This is a genomic window from Micromonospora andamanensis (assembly GCF_016863495.1).
GTDB lineage: Bacteria > Actinomycetota > Actinomycetes > Mycobacteriales > Micromonosporaceae > Micromonospora > Micromonospora andamanensis.
Genome location: NZ_BOOZ01000012.1, coordinates 68,470 through 92,804, shown reverse-complemented (window position 1 = coordinate 92,804; position 24,335 = coordinate 68,470). Strand labels below are relative to the sequence as shown.

Sequence of the window (24,335 nt, the reverse complement as noted above, 5' to 3'; positions counted from 1 at the left end):
GGCTAGGGTGCGGTGGTGGTTGAGTGGGTGCATCTCGCGGGGCGGGTGTGGCTGTGTGCCGGGGACCCTGATCCGGAGTCGGTGCAGGCCGGGGTCGCGCTGATCGCCGACGAGCGGGGCAGCGTGCTTGTCGACGCGGGGCAGAGCCCGTCGCACGCCCGCGAGATCCGGGCCGCGCTGCTCGCCGCCGGTCTGCCGCCACCCCGCTGGCTGGTCTACACCCACCACCACTGGGACCACGTCTGGGGTGCCTGCGCGTGGCCGGACGTGGAGATCGTCGGGCACGTCAGCGGTGCGGACCTGCTGCGCGCCGAGGCGACCCGGCCGTGGAGCGTCCGCTACCTGCGCGAGGAGGTGCGGAGTAACCGTCGGCTCGGGCCGAGCTTCCGGGCCCGCGCGCTCGCCGTCGATTCCTGGGACGAGCTGCGGGTGCTGCCGCCCACCCGCGTCTTCAGCGACGAGGTGGAGCTGCCCACCGGCGTGCTGGTGCGCCACGTGGGGGGCCGGCACGCCCCGGACTCCACGATCGTCGTGGTACCCGATTCGGGGGTCATGCTCCTCGGGGACAGCTGGTATCCACCACCGGCGCACCTGCGTACGCCGACCGACGAACCCGACCTCGCGCTCGTCGGCCGGCTGCTCGACGACGACATCGGCTGGTACGTCTCCAGCCACAGCCCGCCGCTGACCCTCGACGAGGCCCGGAGAGCGATCACCGGCTGAGCGGGGCTCCGGGCCGACTCAGCGGACGCGCCGCTCCGGGTGGGCCCGGTTCCAGGCCCGCATCCGATCCGGGTACCCGACCTTCGTGGCCTCGTACAGCGGGATGGCGTGTTTGCGAGCCAGCGCCCCGGCGGCGCGCGGTGTGCCGGTGCGGCGCCGGATCCACTCGCCGTCGTGGGCGATGGCCATCACCGTGGTGTCGGTGGCGGTCGTCTCCGGCTCCAGGTAGAACTCCACCCCCTGCCGGCTGGTGGCGAACCGCTCCAGCGCGGCGAGGTCCTCGGGGGTGCCCTCGCGGTCGAGTTTCGTCGGGGTGCCCTGCGCGGCTCGTGACCGCCGGCTGAACCAGCCCATGCCCGGCTCCTCTCCTCGGCGTGGCTCCCAGTGCAGCACCGTCACCTGGCAGATCCCTGGGAGCCCGAGGAAAATCCCCCGGGCGGTAGGCTGACCCGATGATCCACTCGGCGGTACGGGAGAACGCCGCCTGGTGTGACCTGGTCTGCGCCACGCACGGGCAGCCCGGCGTACGGGACGCCGATGCCTGGTCGGTACCGCGCCGCTCGCCGCCGTTCCACCCGGATGCGGTGACCCTGCGGTCCGGCCTCGGCCCGGGCCTGCTGCGGCGGATCGACGCCGGGCCGGGTGCGTCGGTCAAGGACAGCTACGCCGACCTGGATCTCGCCGGGCACGGCTTCGACGTGCTGTTCGAGGCGCAGTGGCTGCACCGCCCACCCGGTGGCCCGGTAGGGCGCCAGACCCTGGTGCCGGTCACCACCGCCGACGACCTGACCGCCTGGGCGCACGCCCACGGTGGCGGTTCGATCTTCCGTGCCGGCCTGCTCGCCGACCCCCGGGTACGGATCCTCGGCCTGCCGGACGGCCACGGCGGTTGGTCCGGCGGAGCGGTGCTGCACGACGACTGTGACGTCGTCGGTGTCAGCAACGTCTTCGCTTGCGACGCCCCGCCGGAGCAGGTGTGGGCCGGAGTGTGCGCGGCCGGCGCGGGTCGACACCTCGTCGGCTACGAACAGGACGCCGACCTCCCGCCGGCCCGACGGCACGGCTTCCGGACCATCGGCGCGCTACGCGTCTGGCTCCGCTGAGCCCGCCCGCGCCGACGCCCCCGTGCCGCCGGCCGCGGGCGGGCGGGCCGCGGGGACCAGCAGCAGGGTCGGCAGCAGCAGCAGCGGTACGACAAGCAGCGCCTTCAGCGTGCCCACCTGGTCACCGAGCAGGCCCAGCAGCGGCGGCCCGGCCAGGAACGCGGTGTAACCGATCACCGCGACCACGCTGACCCGGACGTGCGCGTGCTCCTCCTCGTCGGCGGCGGCGCTCATCCCCACCGGGAAGCCCAACGAGGCACCGATCCCCCACAGCGCGACCCCGACCACCGCGACCGGACCGGAGCCGGCGAGCACCGCCAGACCGGCACCGACGACGGCGAGCAGGATGGTCGTGGTCAGCACCGGCCCCCGCCCCCAGCGGTCCAGCGCCACGGTGCCGGCGGTGCGGCCCAGCGTCATGCCCACCACGAAGACGCCGAAGACCGCCGCGCCGGCCGCCTCGCTGAAGCCGTAGCCGTCGATGAAGGCCACCGCGAGCCAGTCGTTGGCGCTGCCCTCGGCGAACGCCGCCGCCAGCACCAGCAGGCCGATGAGCAGGGTGCGCGGCTCCCGCCAGGCGGCCAGCAGCCGACTGCGACGCCCGGCCGGGGTGCCCGCCGCCGCCGGCTCGGCCGGCAGGAACGCGCGTGCCCCGAGCAGGGTGCCACCGAGCACCACGGCGGCCAGCACCCCGAGATGCACGGCAACCGGTACGCCCAGTCGAGCGGCCCCCGCGCCGAGACCGGCGCCGGCCACCGAGCCGAGGCTCCAGGCGGCGTGGAAACGTGGCATCACGGTCCAGCCGAGTCGCCGCTCGACCGCCGCGCCCTCGATGTTCATCGCGACGTCGCAACTGCCGGAGCCGTAGCCGAGCGCGAACAGGCCCACCGCCACCCCGGGCAGCGACCCGGCCACGCCGGCCGAGATGCCGGCGATGGTCAACCCGAGCGCGACGAGCAGGGTGGACGCCGCCACCGCGCGGGCCGCGCCGAGGCGCTGGGTGACCAGGCCGGCGGTGGGCATGGCCAGGATCGCCCCGGCCGACATGGCGAGCAGGAGCAGGCCGAGGCGACCCGGGGTCAGGCCGAGTCCGTCGCGGATCGCCGGCACCCGGGCGAACCAGGTGGCGACGGCCAGTCCGTTGAGCGCGAACACGACAGCCACGCCGTTACGGGCGGCCAGCACGGCCCGGGACGGTCCGGGGCTGGTCGGCGGGGTGACAGGGGTGGTGACGGCGGGGTCCACGTACGTACCGGTCCTCTCCTCGGGCATTACGACGATCACACACCTGGGAGCGCTGCCACCACAATCCGCCTCCGGTCCTTACCAGCGGCCACCACACCGGGCATGATGCTGGTGGGCGCCCCACGCGGGCGACGAGGAACAACGGGGAGAACGTTCATGACGACGGCAGCGCGCCGCCCGGCCACCCTGGACGACGTGGCCCGGGCCGCCGGGGTGTCCCGCTCGACGGCGTCGCGGGTCCTGGCGGGCAACGGCTTCGCCTCATCGACCGCCCGCGAGCGGGTACGCACCGCCGTGAGCCTGCTCGGGTACGTGCCGAATGCGGCGGCTCGGGCCCTGGTGCACGGTTCCGGGGTACGGCTGCTGGTGGCGGTGGCGGGCACCGGCCCGGCCGTCCTCGACGACCCCTACGTCGACCAGGCGGTCGCCGCCGTGGCGCGGGCCTGCGCGCCGCACGGTCTGGGCGTCGCGGTGCAGTGGGTGCCGGTGGACGCACCCGAACGCCTGACCCGGTTGACCGACGACCGGGGCGTGGCCGGCCTGGTGCTGCTCAACACGACCACTGACCTGCTGGATCTGGTGCCGCGGCGGCTCAGTGGCCGGACCGTGTCGATAGGGATCGGTTCGGCCACCGTGCCGTCGGTGGACATCGACAACGGTGGCGGCACCTCGGCGATCGTCCGTCACCTGTACGAGGCTGGCCGTCGACGGATCGCCATGGTGACCGGTCCCCGCTGGCTGGCCTGCGCGAACCGCTCGGTGCGGGCGTACCGGAGGCTGCTGCACGACGCCGGTCTACCCGCCCGGGAGGTGGTCGGCGACTTCAGCGCGGCCCGTGGCCACGCCGCCGCGCGGGAGGTGCTGCGACGCTGGCCGGACACCGACGCGATCGTCGGCATCAGCGACGCGACGGCACTGGGTGTGATCGGCCGGCTGCGGGCCGACGGTGTCCGGGTGCCCGACGACGTGGCCGTGACCGGTTTCGACGACATCCCGTTGGCCGCGACGGTGGCGCTGACCACGGCCAGCCACCCGGTCCGGCAGATCATCAACACGGCCGCGACGATGGTGCTGGAGGAACGCGCAGCGCCGGCGACGACCGTCTTCCCGTCGACGCTGGTGCTACGCGAGAGCGCCTGATTCCTACCCGGTCGTCGCTCGGTCGACGAGGGCACGCAGCAGGTCACGTACCGCGTCGGTGAGGTCGGCGCGGCTGGCCGGGGTGCCGGGTGGCGGTGCGCTGAGCGCACCGGCCCCGACCAGCCTGTCGAACAGCAGGCCGTCGACGAAGGCGACGAACCGGTGTCCCCGACGGCGGGGATCCGGGGCACCGGCGCGGGCGAGCAGTTCCTCGGCCTGTGCCCGGAGCACCGCGCCGTGTTCCAGGATCCCGCGCAGTTGCGGTCGGTGCACCGCTTCCAGCAGGCAGGCGTACCGGGCCAGGGTGCGTACCCGGGCGGTGGAGAGCCAGTGGTCGAGCACACCGGCGATGCCGGCGGCGAGCCGGTCGAGGTCCGCCGGTGACAACGACGGCCCCGGCGGGACCGATGGCGTCCCGCTCGGTAGCTCGTGCCCGGTGAGGTCGGCGCGGTCCAGGTCCGCGAGGCGCTGCACGACCGCCTCGATCAGCGCCTGCCGGGTGCGCAGGTACGCCGATGTGGTTCCCGCCGGCATGCCGGCCCGGACGTCCACCGCCCGGTGGGTGAGACCCCGCATGCCGCTCTCCGCGATCAGCGCGATGGCGGCGTCGGCCAGTACGGCAATCCGTGTCGCCCGCCCACTCAACCGGCTCCCCCAACTCTCTTGTTCTACGGATGTAGTATGCACTTCTACAGACGTAGAAGGGGTGGGTTGCGGTGGCGGAGAGACGAGCGGTCGTGGCCGGGGCGGGGATCGGCGGGCTGGCCGCCGCCCTCGCCCTGCACCGACGCGGTTGGCGGGTCACCGTGCTGGAGCGCGCCCCCGAGCCGCGTGAGGTCGGCGCGGGCATCACCCTGATGGCGAACGCGGTACGCGGGCTGGACGCCCTCGGCCTCGGCGGCGAGGTGCGCCGGCTGGGGCGCGACGGCGCCACCGGCGGGCTCCGTAGCTGGGACGGGCGCTGGCTGTCCCGGGTGGACGCGGCGGAGTTGGAGCGCGTGCTCGGCACCACGGCCCTCGGCGTACACCGGGCTGCCCTGCACCGGATGCTGCGCGAGGCACTGCCGGCCGGGACGCTCTGGACCGGCTGCGAGGTACGCGACGCCGATCCGACGAGCGGCAGCGTGCACTACCACCGCGACGGCGAGCCGGCCGAGGTACGCGCCGATCTGGTGGTCGGCGCCGACGGGCTGCGCAGCGCGCTGCGTACCCGACTCTGGCCGGACACCCCGCCACCGACGTACGCCGGCTCCACCGCCTGGCGTGCGGCGATCCGCTTCGACGAGCCGGTCCCGGCGGCGGTCAGCTGGGGGCCCGGCAGCGAGTTCGGCACCGTCCCACTCGGTGACGGGCAGGTCTACTGGTACGCCGCGATCACCGCCCCGCCCGGTGGACACGCCGCCGACGAGCTGGCCGAGGTACGCGAACGTTTCGGCCACTGGCACGACCCGGTACCGGCGCTGCTCGCCGCCACCCGCCCCGACGAGGTGCTGCGCAACGACCTGTACCACCTGGCCACGCCGCTACCGCACTACGTGCGCGGCCGGGTGGCCCTGCTCGGCGACGCGGCGCACGCCATGACCCCCCACCTGGGGCAGGGCGCCTGTCAGGCGATCGAGGACGCGGTCACCCTGGGCGCGGTGGCCGGCCCGACGGTCGACGTGCCGGCGGCACTTGACGCGTACGACCGGCTGCGCCGGCCCCGCAGCCAGGCCATCGCCCGCGCGGCTGCCCGCACCGCCCGGTTCGGGCAGGAACTGCGGCACCCGGTGGCCATCGCGGCACGCAACGCGATGCTGCGCCTGACGCCGAGCCGGACAGCGCTGCGGGGCATGGCCCGACACGCCGACTGGCATCCGCCCCGGCCCACCTGACGCCCCACCCCAGACAACCCGATCAAGAAATTGCGGCCAACCTTTCAGAATATCGATTTTCCCGGTTCACGACCTCGGCCGAATGTGACGGGGTACCGGTAAGATCGGCGACTGGCATGTGACTGATCGCTGACTGATGACTCGGCCGGCGAGAGCACACACTGAGCCCATGAATTCGCGGCTCCGGCGCATCAGGACACTCCGCGGCGCGGCGTGTCTGCTGCTGCTGGCGGCCCTTTCCGGCTGTATGCAACTCAATGCCGGGCTGACCGTCAACGCCGACGACACGGTTAGCGGCCAGCTCCTCCTCACGGCCGAGCGAAACGTGCTGACCTTGAACAACAGGCCGGTCGAGGCGGGCTTCGCCGAACTCCGGCAGAACATACCGGCGCTACCCGCCGGACCCGAGACCCGGTACGAGGACGCCACCCACTTCGGCTCCCTGATCAACTATCGGAACGTGCCGCTCAACCAATTCGCCAGCGAAAGTCTGAGCATCGTCCGTACCGACGACCGATACGTGTTCACCCTTCCGCTGGACCCGAAGAAATACGGCGGAAAAGTGGCCGAACAGGACCCACAGAATCAAGAACGATTCATGTTGTTGATGTCGTTCGAGATCGCCGTGACGTTCCCCGGCCGCGTCCTGGACGCCAGCACCGGCGGTCAGGTCAACGACCGTACGGTCACCTGGCGGGTCAATCGCAACGAGCAGAAGCCCGCCGAACTGCGCGCCGTCGCCGAGGCTCCGCCCCGACCGTCCACGGCGGCCGGCGGGGACTCCGGCGGCGGGTTCCCGTGGCTGCTGATCGTCGCCGGCACCGTGGCACTGCTGCTCGTCGCGGTGCTGGTGGCGGTCCTGCTCCGCCGCTCCCGCACCGGCGGGACACCGCCCGAGAATGCCACACCCACGGCCGGCGGACCCACACCGGTGACGCCGGCCGCCACGAATCCCGGCTCGCCGGACGCCGGCTGACCGCCGGCCGACCGCCCGCCCACCGCGGACGGCCCGCTCACCCACACCCCACCCCGCAGTACGTAGCACCGAAGGGGGATCGGCGATGAACGATCTCTTTACCTGGGCGGCCCTCGGCAGTCTCACCGGCGCCAGCGCCGCGACGCTGCTCGCCACGAACGTCATCGGCGGACTCATCGGCCCGAGCGCCGACAAGGCCCGCAAGTGGATCGCGCTGGGCATCGCGCTCGCGCTGTCGTACCTCACCGCGGCCTTCGCCACCGAGGCGGGCGGCGAGAAGTGGATCATCGCGTTCTTCAACGGCCTGGTCATCTTCTCCGCCGCGCTCGGCGTCAACCAGCTGCCCCCCGGCAACCGGCAGGCGACGCCGGTCCAACTGGCGCAGGGCAACGAGCCCCGCTTCATCCGCTCCTGGGCCTGAGAGGAGCCGGACATGATCTTCGGAATCCTCAGCGCCGTCGCGCACGTCGCCGCGGGCGCCGTCTTCGGCCAGCTGGTCGGCGGCGGCGTCGGGCTGCTCATCGGCGCGGGCGTCGGCCTGCTCATCGGCGCGGTCTTCGGCTGGGCGGTCGCCGCGGCCGAGGTGTACGCGGTCAGCCCGCGCGGTGTGTTCCTCTTCGTCGTCGACCACACCTGGAGCCTGCTGAACACTCTCGTCGGCGCGATCTACCTGGCTGTGCACCTGGTGTTCGGTCACTCGCTGGACCGGGCCACCTCCCGGCACAGCTGTCGGGTGAACGTGGTCGAAGGGGTCTCCCCGCGCTACGCCACGACGCTCGGCACGGTCTGCGCCGGCTCCGGCCCCGGCATCCAGCGGCACGAGGACGTGCACATCTTCCAGGCCCGGCTGCTCGGCCCGCTCTACATCCCGCTCGTCGTGGCGAACTACGTGCTGTTCACCATCGCGCCGGTCTGGCTGCTGTACCACGACCACACGGGCGCGCCGATCAACCGCTTCACCCGGTACTTCGAGATCGGCGTCTACCCGCACGTGTGGAACGAGGCCATCGCGTACCGGATCCAGGGGACGCCGCCGCGATGAGCGACGACGGGCCGATCTCCGCCGCCACCGACGAGTTGGTGACGTGGCTGGCCGGGGCGGTGGGTGACGCCGTCCCGGTCGGCCCGCCCCGGCTCGACGCCGACCCGGGCCGGTTGGCCCTGTGGCCGCTGGAGATACGGCCGGCCCGGCAGACGCGGGGCAGCGGCGGCCCCGAACCGTACCGGCTCACGGTGCGCTACCTGCTGGCGGCCGGCGGCCCGGAGTCCCTGGCCGCGCTGGACCGGGTGCTCGTCGCGGCCACCGGCGCGGCCGGACACACGTTGGTGCTGGAAGCCGGGGATCCGGCCCTGTGGGCGGCCTTCGGGGCACCGCCCCGGCCGGCGTTGCTCATCGACGTGCCGGTGCAGGTGACTCACCCGACCCAGCCGGCCGCGCCGGTGCTCCGACCGTTGCGGCTGCGGCAGCTGGAGATGCTGACCTTCGACGGACGCGTCGTCGGCCCGGCCGAGCAGCCCCTCGCCGCGATGCGGGTCGAGGTCGTCGGTCAGCCGTACGCGACGCACACCGACCCGGCGGGCCGCTTCCGGGTCGTCGGCGTACCCCACGACCCGGAGCGTCCCGCACCGGTCCGGCTCCGGCTCACCGGCCGGGGCCAGGTGCTCACCGCCGAGGTCGACCCCACCGAAGCCGACATCGTCATCGTCTGCGCGCCGCCGACCCACTGACCCGACAAGTACGGGAGGACCGATGCCCACCTACTTCTCGCCCGGCATCTACGTCGAGGAGGTGCCCAGTGGTGCCCGGCCGATCGGACCGGTCGGCACCAGCACGGCGGCCTTCGTCGGCGTCGCGCCGGACCGCACCGCCCATCTGGGCGAGGCCCTCGCGGTGAACAACTGGACCGACTTCCTCCGCCTGTACGCCGACGGCGACCAGCTGGAGAGCACGCCGCTGGCCCGGGCGGTCTTCGGCTTCCTGGACAACGGCGGCACCCGCTGCTGGGTGGTGAACGTCGGTGAGGGCGGCGCTGTCTCCGGCACCGGCCGCAAGCGTGCCGGCCTGGACCTGCTGGAGGCGGTCGACGAGGTCTCCATCCTGGCCGCTCCCGGATTCCACGACCCGGTCTCGCACGAGGCGCTGCTGAGCATGGCCGAGCGCACCCGCACCATGGTCGCCATCTGCGACCCGGCACCCGACATCGACGACGTGTCCACCCTGACCCGGGTCGCCACCCCCGGTTCCGGCCGACCGGCGAAGCCGAGCGACACCACCGGATCGGACACCGCATCCGGCGGCGGGGGCGGGGCCAGCGGGAGCGGTCCGGTGGCGCACCGCCCCCGGCAGTCGGACTTCGGTGCCCTCTACTACCCGTGGCTGCGGGTCCGCGATCCGCTCAGCGGCGAGCTGGTGCTCACCCCGCCGAGCGGGCACGTCGCGGGCATCTGGGCCCGTACCGACGCCCTGCGCGGCGTGCACAAGGCGCCCGCCAACGAGCCGGTACGCGGTGCTGTCGACCTGGGCCACCTGGTCACCCGCGCCGAGCACGACGTACTCAACCCCAAGGGTGTCAACGTCATCCGCTACTTCCCCGGCGAAGGCATCCGGGTCTGGGGCGCGCGTACCCTCGCCGCCGAGGCCAGCGAGTGGCGTTACCTCAACGTCCGGCGGCTCTCCATCGCCATCGAGCAGGCCATCGCCAACGGCACCCGCTGGATGGTGTTCGAGCCGAACGACTACACGCTGTGGCGGTCCATCCGGCGGGACATCGGTGCCTTCCTCACCCGGGTGTGGCGTGACGGGGCGCTGCTGGGACGCACTCCCGAGGAGGCGTTCTTCGTCAAGTGCGACGAGGAGACCAACCCGGCCGACGTCCGCGACGCCGGCATGGTGGTCGCCCACATCGGCATCGCCGTGGTCAAGCCCGCGGAGTTCGTGGTGTTCAAGCTGAGCCAGTGGGCCGGCGGCACCGAGACCGAGACGATTGGAGGCTGACATGGCGACCACGGCGACGCCGCAGCCGGGCACCCCTGTCGACCCGTACCGGGCCTACAACTTCAAGCTGCTTGTCAACGGGGTGACAAACGGCCACTTCACCGAGGTCAGCGGCCTGGAGGTGAACATTCCCGCGGTCCCGTACCGGGAGCAGGGCAACGACCGGATCCGGATGGTCCCGGGCCAGGTGGAGTACGGACCGGTCACCCTGCACTTCGGCCTCACCGCGTCGCGGGAGCTGTGGGACTGGGTGCACGCGGTCGCACGGGGCACGGTCAGCCGCCGCAACGTTTCGGTGGTGCTGCTCGACGCCGCCGGCACGGCGGAGGTGCTGCGCTGGAACCTGATCAACGCGTGGCCGACCAACTGGCGCGGCGCCCACCTGAACACGCTCGGTCAGGAGATCGCCATCGCGGCACTGACGCTGCGCTACGAGAGCCTGGAACTGGAGGCCGGTGGTGCCGCGCCGACGCCCGCGTAGCTGGCTTGCCGACCGCCTCCGGTCCGCGGCGGCTGCCGTGGACCGGCTCGCCGGTGCGGTCGACTCCCCCGCTCCCCGGCCACCCGCCGGATCGCCCGCGACGCCGGACCGGGCCACGGTCGCGACGCCGGACCGGACGCCGGGCGGGGGGCCGCCTGCGGTCGAGGGTGCCGTCGTAACAGTCGCCGACGAGCCGGACGATCGACGTCGGCGACCGGGGCAGCCGCCCGACCACTGGTTGCGGGTCGTCACCACGTACGCCCCCGGCCTGCTGCGAGACCTGGCCCTCGACCCGCCGGTCGACGACGTTTCCGCGCCGGTCGGGGCGTACCACCATGAGCCGGACCGCCGCGAACCGGACCGCGACGGCCGCCCGGCGGCGTATCCCGCCGGCCCCTCGGACAGGGCCGAAGCGGACCGGCCCGGGCGTCGGCCGCCGACGTCGGCCGGCCGGCACGCTCACCGACCCGGCGCGACGGCTGGTCGCGCACCGGCCGGCGGGCCGGACCCGCAGTCGACCGAGCACGCCCCGACGCCCGGGCCGCCGTCCGCCACCCACTCCCCCACGTCCTTTGCTCTGCCTCAACCCACGCATAACCCGACGTCCGGTATCCGGACATCGACAGGTGCGCCGGTTGAAGCAGAGCAACGGGACCACAGAGGAATGTCCCGACCCGGCCCGCAGACGGCCAAACCGGGTGAACCTGATGGACCGGATGGACCGGAGACGGGTGGTTTCCTTCACCGGTGGCGGCGTAGGACGCTGCGGGCACCGGAGGCGGCGGCGTCAACCGTCACCGATGCCCACGACGGAACCGGGTCGGGGCCGGTTCTGCGCCCGGCCACACCGCAACGGCGACCGGCGCGGACGGGACAGGGCACGGCCCGGATGCGCGTCATCCCGGCACCGCCCGGAGCAGCTCCGGCACCGGCCAAGCCGCCGCTTCCGCACAGCCCGGCCCTCCGGCACGCCGACCCGGCGGGACAGTCCGCCGACGTGGCCGGCCCGCCTGCCGTCGGGCAGGGCCGGTGGGCAACCGGGATGCGGCCGGGGCATCCGGAAGCCCGCTCACCCGGGGCCGCACCAGGGCACCGCCCGGCACTCCGGCTGGTGACGGCAGACCAGCGGATTGCCGACACCCGTCCGCCGGGTGGGCACGGCGGGGCAGAAGGTCGGATCCGACCCAGCACCGGAGGCTGGTTGCCCGCCGGTCCGGCCACCCGCGATGGGCGCTGGCCCGGCAGCGGGCTTCCCACCGGCGACGGACGCTGGCGGGTGGACGCGGACCTCCGCTGGCCGGAGCTGGAGTCGCCGCACGGGCGGGATTCCGGGGCTGACCGCTGGCCGGCCCTGCCTGACGATCGGGCCCTGTGGTCGGTACCCGACCCGGCCGGCGGTGACCAGCACCGGACGCGTCGGCTCGACGGTGAACAGGCAGGTGACTGATGCAACGGGTGGCTTTCCTGATCGACACCGGCGAACGGATCGACTGTCTGCTCAACCCGGAGACCGTGCAGGTGACCCGCCTCGCCGGAGTGCGTCAGCGCGGTGGCTCGGACGGCCAGCTCACCGGCGCCGGGCTGGCCGACGACCCGCTGCTGTTCACCGGGGGCGGACGCACCGAACTCGTGCTGGACCTGCTCTTCGACATCGATTTCGCCGAGGGGCAGGTCCGTCCGACAGACGTCCGGGCGCTCACCCGACCACTGTGGATGCTGGCGGAGAACTCGGCCGTGGAACACGGTTGGCTGCGTCCTCCGTTGGTGCGGATGGTCTGGGGCAAGACCTGGAACGTGCCCGGGGTGATCGTCGCCGTGGCGGAACGTTTCGACGCGTTCACCGCCACCGGCTCCCCGCGCCGCTCCTGGCTGCGGCTCAAGCTGGTCCGGGTGGCGGAGGACGCCCGCCACGCCGAGGAGGGCTTCGCCGAGGAACTGTCCGCCGCGCAGACCCCCACCGTCGCCCCGGGCACGGCCGTGGTGGCCGCCGGCGACGGCACCGCCGCCGCCGACACCTCGGGCGTACGCTTCGATCTGCTCGCCCACGACGCACTGGGCTCTCCCCTGCGCTGGCGGTTGCTCGCCGAGCACAACCGGATCACCGACCCGTTGGCCGTGCCCGCCGGCACCGCTCTCGCCGTACCGCCGCTGCCCGGCACCGGGCCGGCGGCGACAGTGTCCGCCACCTCACCCGGGAGCGGGTCGTGACCGCCGCCGCGCCCCGGGCGCTGACCGTGCTGCTCGACGGCAGATCACTGCCCGACACGGTGACCGGCCGGGTCACCTCGGTACGGGTGGCCGCCCGGCTGAACCGGCCCACCCAGTGCGAGGTGACGCTGCGCACCAGCCCCGGCACCGCCGCGCTGACCGTGCCGGTGCAGGTCGGCGCGAGCCTGGACGTCCGCCTCGACGGTCACCCGGAGGGGCTGTTCACCGGGGAGGTCACCGCCGTCGAGGTCGAGTACGCCGCCGACGGCACGGCCACGCTGCGGGTGCGCGGATACGACCTGCTGCACCGGCTGCGCAAGCGGCAACGGATCCGGGTCTTCGAGTCGGTCACCGCCGCCGAGCTGGCCACGGAACTCTGCGCCGACCTCGGGCTGCGCGTCGAGGCGGAGGTCGACGGGCCGCAACTGGACCGGCTGCCGCACCACCGGCCCAGCGACCTGGACCTGCTGGTCGAGGTGTCCGGACGGGCCGGGCTGCACCTGAGCCTCGACGGCGACGTGTTGCGACTTGTCACGCTTGACGGCCACGGCGACGCGATCCCCCTGGAGTTGGGCCGTGACGTGCACGGCCTGCGGTTGTCGGTGAACGCCGACAGCGCCGCCGGGGAGAGCGCGGCGCTGGGCTGGCATCCGCAGCGGGCCGAGCCGATCGTGCAGAGCGTCGGCACCCCCCGCTGCGGGCGCCGTACCCCGGCGGATCCCGATCCGGCCGACGTCGGCGCGGACGGCACGCGTACCGCCCTGGACCAGCCGGGGCGCAGCGACGACGAGATCGCCGCGCTGGCCCAGGCCCGGCTCGACACCCGGGCCGCCGCCCTGGTCACCGCCGACGGTACGGCCGAGGGCAGTCCCGCGCTGCGGCCCGGCCGGCGGATCCGGCTGACCGGGGTGGCCGAGCCGGTGGCCGGCACGTACGTGCTGACGGAGGTGGTGCACACAGTGGACGCGAACGGTCACCTGAGCCGTTTCTCCACCATGCCGCCGCCGGCGCCACGCACCGGTTCGCCGGCACCCGCGGTGGTCACCCTCGGCACCGTCACCGACGTGACCGACCCGGACGGTCTGGGCCGGGTGCGAGTGGAGCTGCCCGCGTACGGCGGGGCGGACGCCGGTTGGCTGGCAGTGCTGTGCCCGGGCGCCGGCCGGGGCAAAGGGCTGGTGGCGCTCCCCGATCCGCAGGACAGCGTGCTGGTGGCACTGCCCGGTGGTGAGCCGGCGTCGGGTGTGGTGCTCGGCTCGCTGTTCGGCACCGTCGAGCCGTACGACACAGGCATCGACGACGGGCGGGCCCGGCGCTGGTCGCTGCGTACCGCAGGTGGTCAGCAGGTGGTGGTCGACGACGTGGCGCGCAGCCTGCGGCTGAGCACCGAGGCCGGCAGCTGGCTGGAACTGACCCCGGAGTTGACCACCCTGCACGCCGCGACCGATCTGGTGCTCTCCGCGCCGGGCCGGGCGATGGTCGTCCGCGCCCGCAGTGTCGACTTCCTGCACGCCGAGACGGTCGAGGACCCGGAGACCGCGGCCGAGCGGGCCCGGGTGCTCGCCCGTGCCCACCACGAAGGAGGCAGCTGATGCGCTGGATCCACCGCGACTCGGTGATCAGGTGCAGCCACGACGGCCGGGTCCGCAACCGGGCGTCCCAGCAGTGGGTCACGGTGGCCGGCGTACCGGTGCTGGTAGCCGACGACCCGAAGGGCCGGGAGATCGTCGCCTGCCCGAACTACGGCACCACGGTCAAGCCGTGCACCGGCACGGAGGCGGTGCGGGCCGGCTACAGCGACTGGGTACGCGTGGGCGGCCGACGGATCGTGCTGTCGCACCTGTCCGGCTTCACCAACGGCAGCCCACCGGGTCAGTTCACCTACCGGGTACGCGATCCCCGGCAGCGTTTCGTGGGGGCCGACAGGTGAGGGCTATCCGGTTCGTCGGCGCCGGCTTCGACCCGGGTCAGGGCGGCGGGCTCGGGTTGACCGCGGCCGGCGGCCTGGCGATGACCGACGGCGACGAGACCGTACGTCAGGCGTTGTTCCTGCTGCTGTCCACCACGCCGGGCGAGCGGCTGATGCGACCCGGGTACGGCTCACGCCTGCACCGGCTGGTCTTCGCGCCCAACGACGACACCACCGCCGGGCTGGCCATCCACTATGTCCGCGCGGCCATCGCGCGCTGGGAACCCCGGATCGACGTGCTCGACGTCGACGCCGGACCGGATCCGGACGACCCGTGGCGTCTGGTGATCCGGCTGGACTACCGGATCCGGGCCAGCCTCACCCCCGGTCAGCTGGTCTTCTCGGTCGACCTGCTGCCCGCCGACGACGACCCGCCCGCCCGGCCGACTACCGGTTCCGACGCCGACACCGAGGAGGCACGATGACGCTGCCCGTGCCGCACCTGGACGACCGGAGCTTCCTCGACCTGGTCGTCGAGGCCCGGGACCGGATCCGGCAGTCCTGCCCGGGATGGACCGACCTGTCCGCGCACGACCCCGGTGTCGCGCTGCTGGAGGCGTTCGCGCACCTCACCGAGGTGATGATCTACCGGCTGAACCAGTTGCCGGAGAAGGCGTACGTCTCCTTCCTCAACCTGCTCGGGGTGACCCGGCACCCACCGGCGGCGGCCTGGGCGGACGTCCGGTTCACCCGTACCGGCAGCGACGAGGCCGCGCTGCGGATCCCCGCCGGCACCCGGGTGGCCGCCGCCCGGGGGGCCGACCCACGGCCTGTGGTCTTCGTCACCTGCGAGCCGGCGCTGCTCGCCGCCGGGCAGCGCGAGGTGACCATCCGGATGCACCACTGCGAGCCGGTGGAGGCGGAACTGCTGGGCGTGGGTACCGGGCAGCCGGGGCAGGTGCTGCGGGCCGGCCGTGCCCCGCTGGCACGGACCGCCGAACCGCTGGACCTGCTGCTCGGTGTCGAGGTGCCGGCCGGCTCGGTGGAGTTGGGCGCCGCGGCCCGGGAACACGACGGGCGCACCTTCGAGATCTGGCGGGCGGTGGACAGCTTCGCCGGCCTCGGCCCACAGGACAAGGCGTACCTGGTGGACAGGTGCTCCGGCACGGTGACCTTCGCACCGGCGCTGGACCTGCGGGCCGCCGACGGCGGGACGCTCACCGTCGGCGACGGCGCGGTCGCGGCGGTGCCGCCGGCCGGGCGGCAGGTTCGGCTGTGGTACCGCGCGGGCGGTGGCCCGGCCGGCAACGTGGCCGCCGGCACCCTGACCAACCTTCGTGACCCGCTGCCGGGGGTGAAGGTGGCCAACCCCCTGCCGGCGGCCGGTGGGCGGGAGATCGAGGCCATGGAGTCGGTGCTGCTGCGCGGGCCGTACGCCTTCTTCGCCCAGCAGCGCGCGGTCACCGCCCGGGACTTCGAGGTGCTGGCCACCGCCTCCGGCGGGGTGATCCGGGCACGTGCCTTCACCCGGGCCGCCGTGTACAGCTTCGCCCGCCCCGGCGAGGTGGAGGTGATGCTGGTGCCGTACGTGCCGGACGACGCGCGACCCGGCGGCCGGCTGCCGGTGACGGTGCTCCGCGACCACGAGGTGGAGGAGGTGCGGTTGCGGGTCGAGGCGGACCTGGAGCGCCGCCGTTCGCTGGGTACCACCTGCCGGGCGACCTGGGCGCGGTACAAGGCGGTGTCGATCCGGGCCCGGGTGGTGGTCCGCCGGGAGGAGGACGTCGACGCGGTACGCCGGCGTATCCACGACCGCCTGCACCAGACGCTCAGCCCGCTGCCGACCACGCTCAACCCGACCGGCTGGGCGTTCGGCGAACCGCTGCGGGCGTCGAACGTGTACCGGCTGCTGGAGCACGCCGAGCCGGGGGTGCGCTACGTCGAGTCGGTGCGGTTCGAGGTCGACGAGGCACCGGACAAGCAGGTGCGTACCCTCGCCGCCGACCAGTACCAGCCCCGCACCTGGTACGCCGGCAGCGGGTCGGTGCTGTTCCGCTCCACGAACGCGGGGGCCGGTTGGGAGCCGGCGGGCCGCTTCGACGGGGAGACCGTGCAGCGGGTGGTGCCGGCGCCCGCTCCGGTGCGGCCGGGCATCGTGCCCCGGGCCGGCTCGCTGGCGGTCGCGACGGTACGCGGCGGCGGCGGGTCACGGGTACACCTGAGCACCGACCTCGGTGAGACGTGGTCGCTGGTGGCGGACCTGGACTCGCGGATCGGCGACCTGGCGTGGATCGACCGGGACGGCGCCGGAGCGCTGCTGGTCGCCACCGACACCGGCCTGTACGAGGTGTCCCTGCTGCCGGGGGCGGTGCCGTTGCAGATCCTCGTCGATCCGGCCGACGCGGACCGGGGCTTCTACGCGGTGCGGGCGTTCGTCTCCGAGCGTGGCGCGGCCGGGGTGGCGGTGGCCGCCCAGGCCGGTTTCGGGGTGTACCTGTCCAACAACGCCGGCCGCCCCGGCAGCTTCAGCCACGTCGGTCTGGCCAACGTCGACAACCGGGTGCTCGCCGTGCAGTACGACGGACCCGCCACCCTGCTGTGGAGCGGCGCCGGTGAACCGGACCCGAACAAGCCCGGCCAGGGCTGCTTCCGCGCCCGGCTCTTCGAGTCCGACGTGAAGTGGCAGGCCCTGTCGGCGGGCTGGCTCGGCGGCACCTGCCGGGACCTCGCCTTCAGCGGCTCGCTCGCGCTGGCCGCGACGCAGAGCGGCGGGGTGCTCCGGTTGGACACCCTCGCCGCGCAGCCGCAGTGGACGTCGGTGTCGGTCAACTGCGGGCTGCCGCTGCGCGACCGGACCCGGTTCATGCCTGTGGACGCGGTAGCCGCCACCGGCGCTACGGAACGCCTGGTGCTGGCCGGCGGGGAACGCGGCGTGCACCGCAGCGACCAGGCGGTGGAGTGGTCGGCGAGTGCCAACCAGTCCACGGCCGACGTGGTGACAGTCCCGGACACCTGGCTGCTCTGCTCCGGCGAGCACGACATCGAGGTGGTGCGGCAGGATGCGACGAGCGGCAATTGAGCGGCTGCTGCCCGCGGCCTACCAGCGGGCGGCCGTGCCGGGCAGCGTGCTGTGGGCGCTGCTGGACGTGATGGAGGCGTTGCACGCCCCGGACGAGGCCGTGCTGGCCGAGGTCGACGCGCTCTTCGCGCCGTACCAGGCACCGGGCCCGATGGTGGCGTACCTGGCCCGGTGGGTGGCGATGGACCACCTGGTCGCCGCGCCCCGGCGGGACGTCCCGCTGCCGCTGCCGCTGAACCGGCTGCGCGATCTGGTGGCCCATGGTGCCGCGCTGGCCGCCTGGCGGGGCACGCCTGACGGCCTGCGGACCGCCCTGGAGCTGGCCACCGGGGTCACCGGGTTCGTCCTCGACGAGCCGGCCGAACGGCCCTTCCACCTGGTCGTCCGGGTGCCCACCGAGGCCGCCGACCAGGTGGCCCTGATCGACCGGATCGTGGCGGCGGAGAAGCCGGCCGCCGTCACCGCCGAGATCACGGTCGAGGACTTGCCGTCCGGGCGGGCGGTCGGCCGGGCCAGCGTGCCGTCACCCAGCGTCGCCCCGCCAGCTCCCGCCTCCCCCGTTCCCGCTCCCGAGGAGCCGTCATGACCACCGAATGGACAGTCGTCGCCGCCGCCGAGCAGTTCACCCTGGACGTCCGCAACGCCGGTGAGCTGACCTTCACCGTCTCCAACCCGGGCGTCGCACCGGACACCGTGGTGTTCGACGTAGCGCCCGGCGAGGGCACCCAACGGTCGTGGTTCACCGTCACCGAGCCGCAGCGGGTGGTGCCGGGTCAGGGTTCCGTGTCGTTCCTGGTCCGCCTGGCCGTGCCGGCGGGCACACCGCCTCGGCGCTACGACATGACCGGGTTCGCGTACTCGGCGAACACCGCGCCGGAGGAGAGTTCCCGCTCCAGCGGCCGGGTCACCTACGAGGTGCGCGCGGTGGCGCCGCCGAAGCGTACGCCCTGGCCCTGGATCGCCGCGGCGGCGGCGTTGGTGCTCGTCGTCTCGGCGGTGGTGGTGTTCCTGGTGGCCCGCGACGACGAGCCACCACCGCAGGCGCAGGTGGTGACGGTCGAGGCGGAGACGCTCGTGGCCGGGGCCCGGGTCGAGTCGCCGTCGGGTTCCGGGGCCACCGTGACGGTGCAGCAGAACTGCTGCGAGGTGACCTGGTCGCAGGACGCCCAGCTGTTCTTCCTCGGTCGCGCGGTAAACGACCGGGTGACCGTGACGGTGGAGCTGCCCGGCGAGGCGACCTGGCAGTTCTCCGCCGTGCTGACCACCTCGTTCGACTACGCCAACACCGTCTTCCTGATCGACGGCCGGCAGGTCGGCGACGCGTTCATCGGGTTCACCCCGAAGGTGCAGATCACCGACTGGGTCGACGTGGGTCGGGTGCGGCTCGGCCCCGGGACACATGAGATCACCCTGGTCGCGATCGGCAAGACGCAGAGCACGAACCGCTACTTCGCCGGCATCGACATGCTCCGGTTCACCGAGGTCGCTGCGGACGATCAGCGGTGACCGACATGAGCGAGCGGCAGCGAGCGAATCATGACTTCAGCGCGGTGGTGCCTCATGACGGCACGCAGCGAAGCGGAGTGCGGTCATGAGCGGGCAGCAGAAGGCGCTGCTGGCGGCGCTGGGCGTACTGCTTGTGGTGCTGTTCGCGGTGGCGGTGGGCGCGGGTCGCGACGACCGGGGTGATCCGGCCGCCCGGCATCCGCTTGTCGAGCTGCTGGGCCGGGCCGGCGGCGGGCGAAGCGCCGTCGATCCGACCGGCGTGGACGCGGACTGTGCCGAGGCCGTCGGGCAGTTGGTCATCAACGGCCGGTGTGAGCTGCGGATCGCCGACCCGGGCGGGCTGCGCACCCTGATCCTGCGCAGTCCGCAGCCGTTCAGCGTGCGGGCCACGGCTCCGGGTGACGCCGACTTCACAGTCACCGACGAGGTGGATCCCGCCGAGGACGGCAGCGGTGCGGTGGCCCGGGTCGCCGTCGACCGGGCCACCACCGTGCTTGTGAGTTGTCCGGCCGGGTGCCTCGTCACGATCGCGCAGGACTGAGGCGAGGGGGCCGGGATGGGTGCGCTGCGCAAGCCGTTCCTGGTGCTGGCGATGCTGGCGCTGGTGTTGGCGGTGGGCGTGGAGGTGGGCGCCGGGCTGTTGCTGGGTGGCGGCGACGCGGGGGCGGAACTGGCCGGCAGCGCCGCCGACCTCGGTGTCGAGGTCGGCGACGTACGGGAGGTCAGCGAACCGGCCGGCCGTGGTACGGGCTACCTGGCTCTTGTCGACGCGGCGGCGCTCTGGACGACCGGGCTGTTCTGTCTGGGTCTGGTGCTGCCGGAACGGCTGCACGGTCGGATCCAGGGCGTCGCCACCCTGATCTTCTCCATCATCCTCATCATCGTGGCGCTGCTCGCGCTGGTGCTCGCGTTCATCGAACTGACGATCATGGTGTCGTTGTTCCTGGCCCCGCCGTTCGGCACGCTGGCGTACCTGGCGCTGTGGGGGTTCTTCCCGGTCGGGGAGGCCACGGTGCTGCTCGGCCTGGTGCTGCTGCTCAAGCTCGCCTGGGCCGGGCTGCTGATCCTGGCCCAACCGAAGTTCCTGCAGAACAAGGGCCTGGTCATGCTGATCCTGACCAGCCTGCTCTGCACTGTGGTGCTGGAGTTCCTGCACCACCTGGTGCCGGTGATCCTGGTGAGCATCCTCGACTCGGTGGGCGCGCTCGTCTTCGCGGTCATCGCGATCATCTGGGCCCTGGTCCTGCTGATCGGCGCGGTACCGGCGATCGTCAAGGCGGTGCGGGCCACCGCCGCGCTGCGCGCCGAACCGGACCCGCACGGTTGACCGGGGTCCGGTGGCCGTACCCGGCCGCGTCGCGGCACCGCACATCCTGGACAGCCATCGTGGCGTGGGGCGGATATGGTTGCCCTGTGATCGGGCTGGGCGTGCTCTGGTACCTCGTCGGCGTGTTGGCCGACGCCGGTGCCGCCAGCATGCTCTCCGGCACGGCGGCGGTGACCGGCGTCCTGCTGACCGCAGTGCTCGCCGCCGCGATCCTGCTCCCCGCGACCGCTGCCGATCCCGACCTGCGGGTCACCCGCCGGATGCTGCGGGAGCGCTCCGGCCGGACCGGCGTACCCCGCCACCGCGATCCGGACGCCGCCGGTCGGGCCCGCCCCAGAGCGCCCACCGCCGCGACCCTCGCGGTCGCCTGAGCCTCACCTCTTTCTCACCCATTTCTGCCGCTCGTCGGCGACCGCTGGTGACCGTTCCTGCTCACTTCAGCTAGGCCGTCTCGAGGGGTGTTCCATGTCCATGATCTACCACGCCATCTCCGCGATCCTGCTGTTCTGGCACAGCGCCTGGCAGCGGTTGCTCGGCGACGGGACCGCGCTGGGGACCACCTGGTCCTGGGTGCTGGGCATCGTCTTCCTGGTACTCACCGTTCGGATCATCCTGTTCCCGGTCTTCGTCAGGCAGATCCGGTCGCAGCGGGCGATGCAGGCGTTGCAGCCGAGGATCGCCGAACTCCAGGCCAGACACCGCGACGACCGGGAGACCCTGCAGAAGGAAATGGTCGAGCTGTACCGGGTGGAGAAGGCCAACCCGCTCATGGGTTGCCTGCCGATGCTTGTGCAGATCCCGGTCTTCCTGGGTCTGCTCCACGTGTTGCGGCATCTCAAGCCGACGATGCCGGAGCACCTGAAGACGCTGTACGGCTGGTCGGTCGCCCAGTTCGACAGCGCCTCGTCAGCCACGCTGTTCGGCGCTCCGATCGCGGGCACCTTCGGTTCCACCGGGCCGGAACTGGCCCAGCTCGGAGCCGACACCGCCACGGTCCGGATCGTAGCCGCCGTGCTGATCGCGACGATGGTCGCCACGACCTACCTGTCCAGCCGTCAGCTGATCCTGCGGAGCGGCTGGGCCGAGGCACCGCAGCAACGCCTGGTGCAGCGGCTGATGCTCTACGGCATCCCCGCCTCGCTGCTCGTCTCCGGACTGATCTTCCCGATCGGCGTGATCATCTACTGGGTGACCACGAACCTCTTCTCGCTCGGCCAGCAGACCTGGATGCTGCGCAGGTATCCGCCGCCCGCGAGCGGCACGACCGGCGCGGGGGCACGCGGCAGCACACCCAGGACGATCGCGGAGCGTACCGGCGACGAGTCGGTGCGTCCGCCCGCACCCAAGGTCGGGGCGAGGCCGACGAACCGCCGTCGTCGGCGGGCCGGCTGAGTCGCGCGTTCACCGGACCGACGCACCAGGGCAGTTCCCGGTGATCGGGAACTGCCCTGGGTCGCCCGGGCGGCCACCATCGCGGCGGTGGCCGGCCGTGCCGGAGTCAGCTGATCTCGGCGGTCGTCCAGCGGGCCGAGGCGTTGGTGACGGGCGCGACATCGCCGACGAGCGTGGTCGACGCCTCGACGTCACGACGGGCGCTGGTGCCGACCCAGAGGTCCACCTCGCCGGGCTCCACCACACGGGTGAGCGACCGGTCGGAGAAGGCCAGCCGGGTGGTGGGCACGGTCAGCGTGACGGTGACCGCCTGACCCGGTGCCAGGTGGACCCGCTGGTAGCCGAGCAGCTGCGCCACCGGTCGGGTCACCGACGCCACCAGGTCACGGCCGTAGAGCTGCACCACGTCGTCGCCGGCCACCCCGCCGGTGTTGGTGACGCGCACGCTCACCGTCAGCGCCCCGTCGGTCGGCACCGTGGCCGGTACCGTCAGGTCCGAGTACGCGAACGTCGTGTAGGACAGGCCGTGGCCGAACGGCGCCGCGGGCGTCGCCAGCAGGTTCGTCACCTCGTTGCCGTCGCCGAGCGTGGGGTGCAGGTACGAGTACGGCTGCGCCCCCGCCGAGCGGGGCAGGCTGACCGGCAGCCGGCCCGACGGGTTGACCCGCCCGGAGAGCACACCGGCGATCGCACCGGCGCCCTCCTCGCCGGGGAAGAACGTCTGCACGACAGCCGCGCAGCGACTCAGTGCCCAGTCGATCGCGTACGGCCGGCCGGTGAGCAGCACCAGCACGACGGGCCGGCCGGTCGCCAGCACCGCCTCGACCAGGTCCCGCTGCACGCCGGGCAGCTCCAGGTCGTCCCGGTCGCAGCCCTCGCCGACCGTGCCGCGCCCGAACAGGCCGGCGTGGTCACCGACGACGAGTACCGCGACATCCGCCGCGGCGGCCGTCGCCATCGCCTCGTCGAAGCCGGACCGGTCGTCGTCGTCCACCGCGCAACCGGCGGCCGTGGTGACCAGTTCGGTGCCGAACTCGGCGCGCAGCGCGTCGAGCACGGTCGGAACCTCGATGCCGGTCTCCACGTCGGGATGCTGCACGAGCACGTGGTTGAGGAAGGAGTAGCACCCGAACAGGGCACCCTGCCGGTCGGCGTTCGGCCCGATGACCGCGATCCGCCGGCCTGCCGGCAGCGGCAACGCGTCCTGGTTGGTGACCAGGACTATCGACTTCTCGGCGAGGCGGCGGGCGATCGCCCGGTGCTCGGGCGAGTCGAGGTCGACCGACGCCGCCGGCTCGTCGGTGAAGGTGGCGTCGAGCAGCCCCAGTTCCAGCTTCTGCCGCAGCACCCGCAGCACCGCCTGGTCGATCACCGACTCGTCCAGCCGGCCGGCACGCACCGAGTCCGCCAGGGTCAGGTACGCGTCGCCGGTCGGCAGCTCGATGTCGACGCCGGCGGTCAGCGCCTGCACGGCCGCGTCCGCGTGGTCGGCGGCGACCTGGTGCAGCAGGTTCAAGAAGGCGACACCGAAGTAGTCGGCCACCACCGTGCCGTCGAAGCCCCACCGGTCCCGCAACAGCCCGGTCAGTATCGTCGGATCGGCGGCCACGGGCACGCCGTCGATCTCGGCGTAGGAGTGCATCACGGAGCGGGCGTCGCCGTCGAGCAGCGCCATCTCGAACGGCACGAGCAGCACGTCGGCCAGTTCGCGCGGACCCGCGTGCACCGGGGCGAAGTTGCGCCCGGCGCGGGAGGCGGAGTATCCGACGAAGTGCTTGAGCGTGGCGAGCACGCCCTGCGACTGGAGTCCCCGCACGTACGAGGTGCCGAGGGTGCCGACCAGGTACGGGTCTTCGGCGATGCACTCGTCGACCCGCCCCCAGCGGGGGTCACGGATCACGTCGAGCACCGGGGAGAGTCCCTGGTGGATGCCGAGTGCCCGCATCGACGCCCCGATCGCCGCCGCCATCTCGGTGACCAGGTCGGGGTCGAAGGCGGCTCCCCACGCCAGCGGCGTGGGGAAGGTCGCCGCCTTCCACGCGGAGAGCCCGGTCAGGCACTCCTCGTGCACGATCGCCGGGATGCCGAGCCGGGTGCCGGTCACCAGGTCGGACTGGAACTTCCACAGCCATGACGCCCGCGATGCGGCCTCGACGGGTCGGGTGCCGTAGGCGCGGGTGAGGTGGCCGAGCCCGTGCCGGGAGAAGTCCTCGAGTCTGCCGATGTCGCCGAACTCGCCCTGCAACGGCGCGACGGCCTCGCCCTCGGCCTTCTCCCAGAAGCCGACGAGTTGCGCGACCTTCTCCTCGATCGTCATCCGACCGAGCAGTTCACGAACGCGCGTCTCGCTATCGGACCCGTACCGGCTGGGCCGGTC

26 protein-coding genes are annotated in these 24,335 nt (G+C 73.2%); 22 read left to right on the top strand and 4 right to left on the bottom strand.

Features of this window, described 5'->3' with window-relative positions:
* Nucleotides 1-15: 15 nt before the first annotated feature.
* The gene (locus tag Van01_RS13005; RefSeq protein ID WP_239099045.1) at nt 16-723 is read left to right on the top strand and encodes an MBL fold metallo-hydrolase; all 708 of its coding nucleotides are present in this window, start codon (nt 16-18) and stop codon (nt 721-723) included.
* Nucleotides 724-741: 18 nt separating this feature from the next.
* On the opposite strand, the gene Van01_RS13000 is transcribed toward Van01_RS13005, so the two are convergent.
* Complete coding sequence (locus tag Van01_RS13000) at nt 742-1,077, bottom strand: hypothetical protein (RefSeq protein ID WP_204006415.1); 336 nt, start codon at nt 1,075-1,077, stop codon at nt 742-744.
* Between the two features lie 98 nt (nt 1,078-1,175).
* Here Van01_RS13000 and Van01_RS12995 point away from each other — a divergent pair, with 98 nt between their 5' ends.
* Complete coding sequence (locus tag Van01_RS12995; RefSeq protein WP_204006413.1) at nt 1,176-1,826, top strand: hypothetical protein; 651 nt, start codon at nt 1,176-1,178, stop codon at nt 1,824-1,826.
* On the opposite strand, the gene Van01_RS12990 is transcribed toward Van01_RS12995, so the two are convergent.
* The gene (locus Van01_RS12990) at nt 1,806-3,098 is read right to left on the bottom strand and encodes an MFS transporter (RefSeq protein ID WP_204006405.1); all 1,293 of its coding nucleotides are present in this window, start codon (nt 3,096-3,098) and stop codon (nt 1,806-1,808) included. The genes Van01_RS12995 and Van01_RS12990 overlap by 21 nt on opposite strands.
* 129 nt (nt 3,099-3,227) lie before the next feature.
* Here Van01_RS12990 and Van01_RS12985 point away from each other — a divergent pair, with 129 nt between their 5' ends.
* Entirely contained in the window at nt 3,228-4,211 is a 984-nt protein-coding gene (locus tag Van01_RS12985; protein ID WP_204006403.1) for a LacI family DNA-binding transcriptional regulator, read from the top strand.
* 3 nt (nt 4,212-4,214) lie between these two features.
* Here the strand turns inward: Van01_RS12985 and Van01_RS12980 are convergent, their stop codons facing one another.
* Complete coding sequence (locus Van01_RS12980; RefSeq protein ID WP_204006400.1) at nt 4,215-4,856, bottom strand: TetR/AcrR family transcriptional regulator; 642 nt, start codon at nt 4,854-4,856, stop codon at nt 4,215-4,217.
* 71 nt (nt 4,857-4,927) lie between these two features.
* On the opposite strand from Van01_RS12980, the gene Van01_RS12975 reads away from it, so the two are divergent.
* From Van01_RS12975 to yidC, 19 genes are all read left to right on the top strand, one after another.
* Nucleotides 4,928-6,085, top strand: a complete 1,158-nt coding sequence (locus tag Van01_RS12975; RefSeq protein ID WP_204006398.1) for an FAD-dependent oxidoreductase — start codon at nt 4,928-4,930, stop codon at nt 6,083-6,085.
* A 169-nt stretch (nt 6,086-6,254) separates the two neighbouring features.
* On the top strand, nt 6,255-7,061 hold the full coding sequence (locus Van01_RS12970) for an LppM family (lipo)protein (protein WP_204006390.1): 807 nt from the start codon (nt 6,255-6,257) through the stop codon (nt 7,059-7,061).
* An 85-nt stretch (nt 7,062-7,146) separates the two neighbouring features.
* Nucleotides 7,147-7,482 carry a hypothetical protein gene (locus tag Van01_RS12965; RefSeq protein ID WP_204006388.1) on the top strand — a complete coding sequence of 112 codons (336 nt, stop codon included), beginning with the start codon at nt 7,147-7,149 and terminating at the stop codon, nt 7,480-7,482.
* A 12-nt stretch (nt 7,483-7,494) separates the two neighbouring features.
* Nucleotides 7,495-8,103 carry a glycine zipper family protein gene (locus Van01_RS12960; RefSeq protein WP_204006386.1) on the top strand — a complete coding sequence of 203 codons (609 nt, stop codon included), beginning with the start codon at nt 7,495-7,497 and terminating at the stop codon, nt 8,101-8,103.
* Complete coding sequence (locus Van01_RS12955; RefSeq protein ID WP_204006384.1) at nt 8,100-8,789, top strand: carboxypeptidase regulatory-like domain-containing protein; 690 nt, start codon at nt 8,100-8,102, stop codon at nt 8,787-8,789. Before Van01_RS12960 ends, Van01_RS12955 begins: the two co-directional genes overlap by 4 nt.
* A 22-nt stretch (nt 8,790-8,811) precedes the next feature.
* Nucleotides 8,812-10,056, top strand: a complete 1,245-nt coding sequence (locus Van01_RS12950) for a phage tail sheath family protein (protein ID WP_204006382.1) — start codon at nt 8,812-8,814, stop codon at nt 10,054-10,056.
* 1 nt (nt 10,057) lies between these two features.
* Entirely contained in the window at nt 10,058-10,537 is a 480-nt protein-coding gene (locus tag Van01_RS12945) for a phage tail protein (protein ID WP_204006380.1), read from the top strand.
* Nucleotides 10,538-11,738: 1,201 nt separating this feature from the next.
* The gene (locus Van01_RS12940) at nt 11,739-11,984 is read left to right on the top strand and encodes a hypothetical protein (protein WP_204006378.1); all 246 of its coding nucleotides are present in this window, start codon (nt 11,739-11,741) and stop codon (nt 11,982-11,984) included.
* Nucleotides 11,984-12,745, top strand: a complete 762-nt coding sequence (locus Van01_RS12935; protein WP_204006377.1) for a CIS tube protein — start codon at nt 11,984-11,986, stop codon at nt 12,743-12,745. The genes Van01_RS12940 and Van01_RS12935 overlap by 1 nt, the downstream gene beginning before the upstream one ends.
* Nucleotides 12,742-14,337 (top strand): phage baseplate assembly protein V, encoded by a 1,596-nt coding sequence (locus Van01_RS12930; protein WP_204006375.1) that lies wholly within the window; start codon nt 12,742-12,744, stop codon nt 14,335-14,337. The genes Van01_RS12935 and Van01_RS12930 overlap by 4 nt, the downstream gene beginning before the upstream one ends.
* Entirely contained in the window at nt 14,337-14,675 is a 339-nt protein-coding gene (locus Van01_RS12925; protein ID WP_204006372.1) for a hypothetical protein, read from the top strand. The genes Van01_RS12930 and Van01_RS12925 overlap by 1 nt, the downstream gene beginning before the upstream one ends.
* Nucleotides 14,672-15,139 carry a GPW/gp25 family protein gene (locus Van01_RS12920; RefSeq protein WP_204006364.1) on the top strand — a complete coding sequence of 156 codons (468 nt, stop codon included), beginning with the start codon at nt 14,672-14,674 and terminating at the stop codon, nt 15,137-15,139. Before Van01_RS12925 ends, Van01_RS12920 begins: the two co-directional genes overlap by 4 nt.
* Nucleotides 15,136-17,733, top strand: a complete 2,598-nt coding sequence (locus Van01_RS12915) for a putative baseplate assembly protein (protein WP_204006362.1) — start codon at nt 15,136-15,138, stop codon at nt 17,731-17,733. Before Van01_RS12920 ends, Van01_RS12915 begins: the two co-directional genes overlap by 4 nt.
* On the top strand, nt 17,714-18,319 hold the full coding sequence (locus Van01_RS12910; RefSeq protein ID WP_204006360.1) for a phage tail protein: 606 nt from the start codon (nt 17,714-17,716) through the stop codon (nt 18,317-18,319). Before Van01_RS12915 ends, Van01_RS12910 begins: the two co-directional genes overlap by 20 nt.
* The gene (locus Van01_RS12905; protein WP_204006358.1) at nt 18,316-19,239 is read left to right on the top strand and encodes a hypothetical protein; all 924 of its coding nucleotides are present in this window, start codon (nt 18,316-18,318) and stop codon (nt 19,237-19,239) included. The genes Van01_RS12910 and Van01_RS12905 overlap by 4 nt, the downstream gene beginning before the upstream one ends.
* Nucleotides 19,240-19,324: 85 nt before the next feature.
* Nucleotides 19,325-19,780 carry a hypothetical protein gene (locus tag Van01_RS12900; RefSeq protein WP_204006356.1) on the top strand — a complete coding sequence of 152 codons (456 nt, stop codon included), beginning with the start codon at nt 19,325-19,327 and terminating at the stop codon, nt 19,778-19,780.
* Between the two features lie 15 nt (nt 19,781-19,795).
* On the top strand, nt 19,796-20,566 hold the full coding sequence (locus Van01_RS12895) for a hypothetical protein (RefSeq protein WP_204006354.1): 771 nt from the start codon (nt 19,796-19,798) through the stop codon (nt 20,564-20,566).
* An 86-nt stretch (nt 20,567-20,652) separates the two neighbouring features.
* Nucleotides 20,653-20,937 carry a DUF6412 domain-containing protein gene (locus Van01_RS12890; RefSeq protein WP_204006352.1) on the top strand — a complete coding sequence of 95 codons (285 nt, stop codon included), beginning with the start codon at nt 20,653-20,655 and terminating at the stop codon, nt 20,935-20,937.
* A 94-nt stretch (nt 20,938-21,031) separates the two neighbouring features.
* Nucleotides 21,032-21,958 carry a membrane protein insertase YidC gene (yidC, locus tag Van01_RS12885; protein ID WP_204006350.1) on the top strand — a complete coding sequence of 309 codons (927 nt, stop codon included), beginning with the start codon at nt 21,032-21,034 and terminating at the stop codon, nt 21,956-21,958.
* 106 nt (nt 21,959-22,064) lie between these two features.
* On the opposite strand, the gene Van01_RS12880 is transcribed toward yidC, so the two are convergent.
* On the bottom strand, nt 22,065-24,275 hold the full coding sequence (locus Van01_RS12880; RefSeq protein ID WP_239099044.1) for a beta-xylosidase/alpha-l-arabinosidase: 2,211 nt from the start codon (nt 24,273-24,275) through the stop codon (nt 22,065-22,067).
* Nucleotides 24,276-24,335 lie beyond the last annotated feature (60 nt).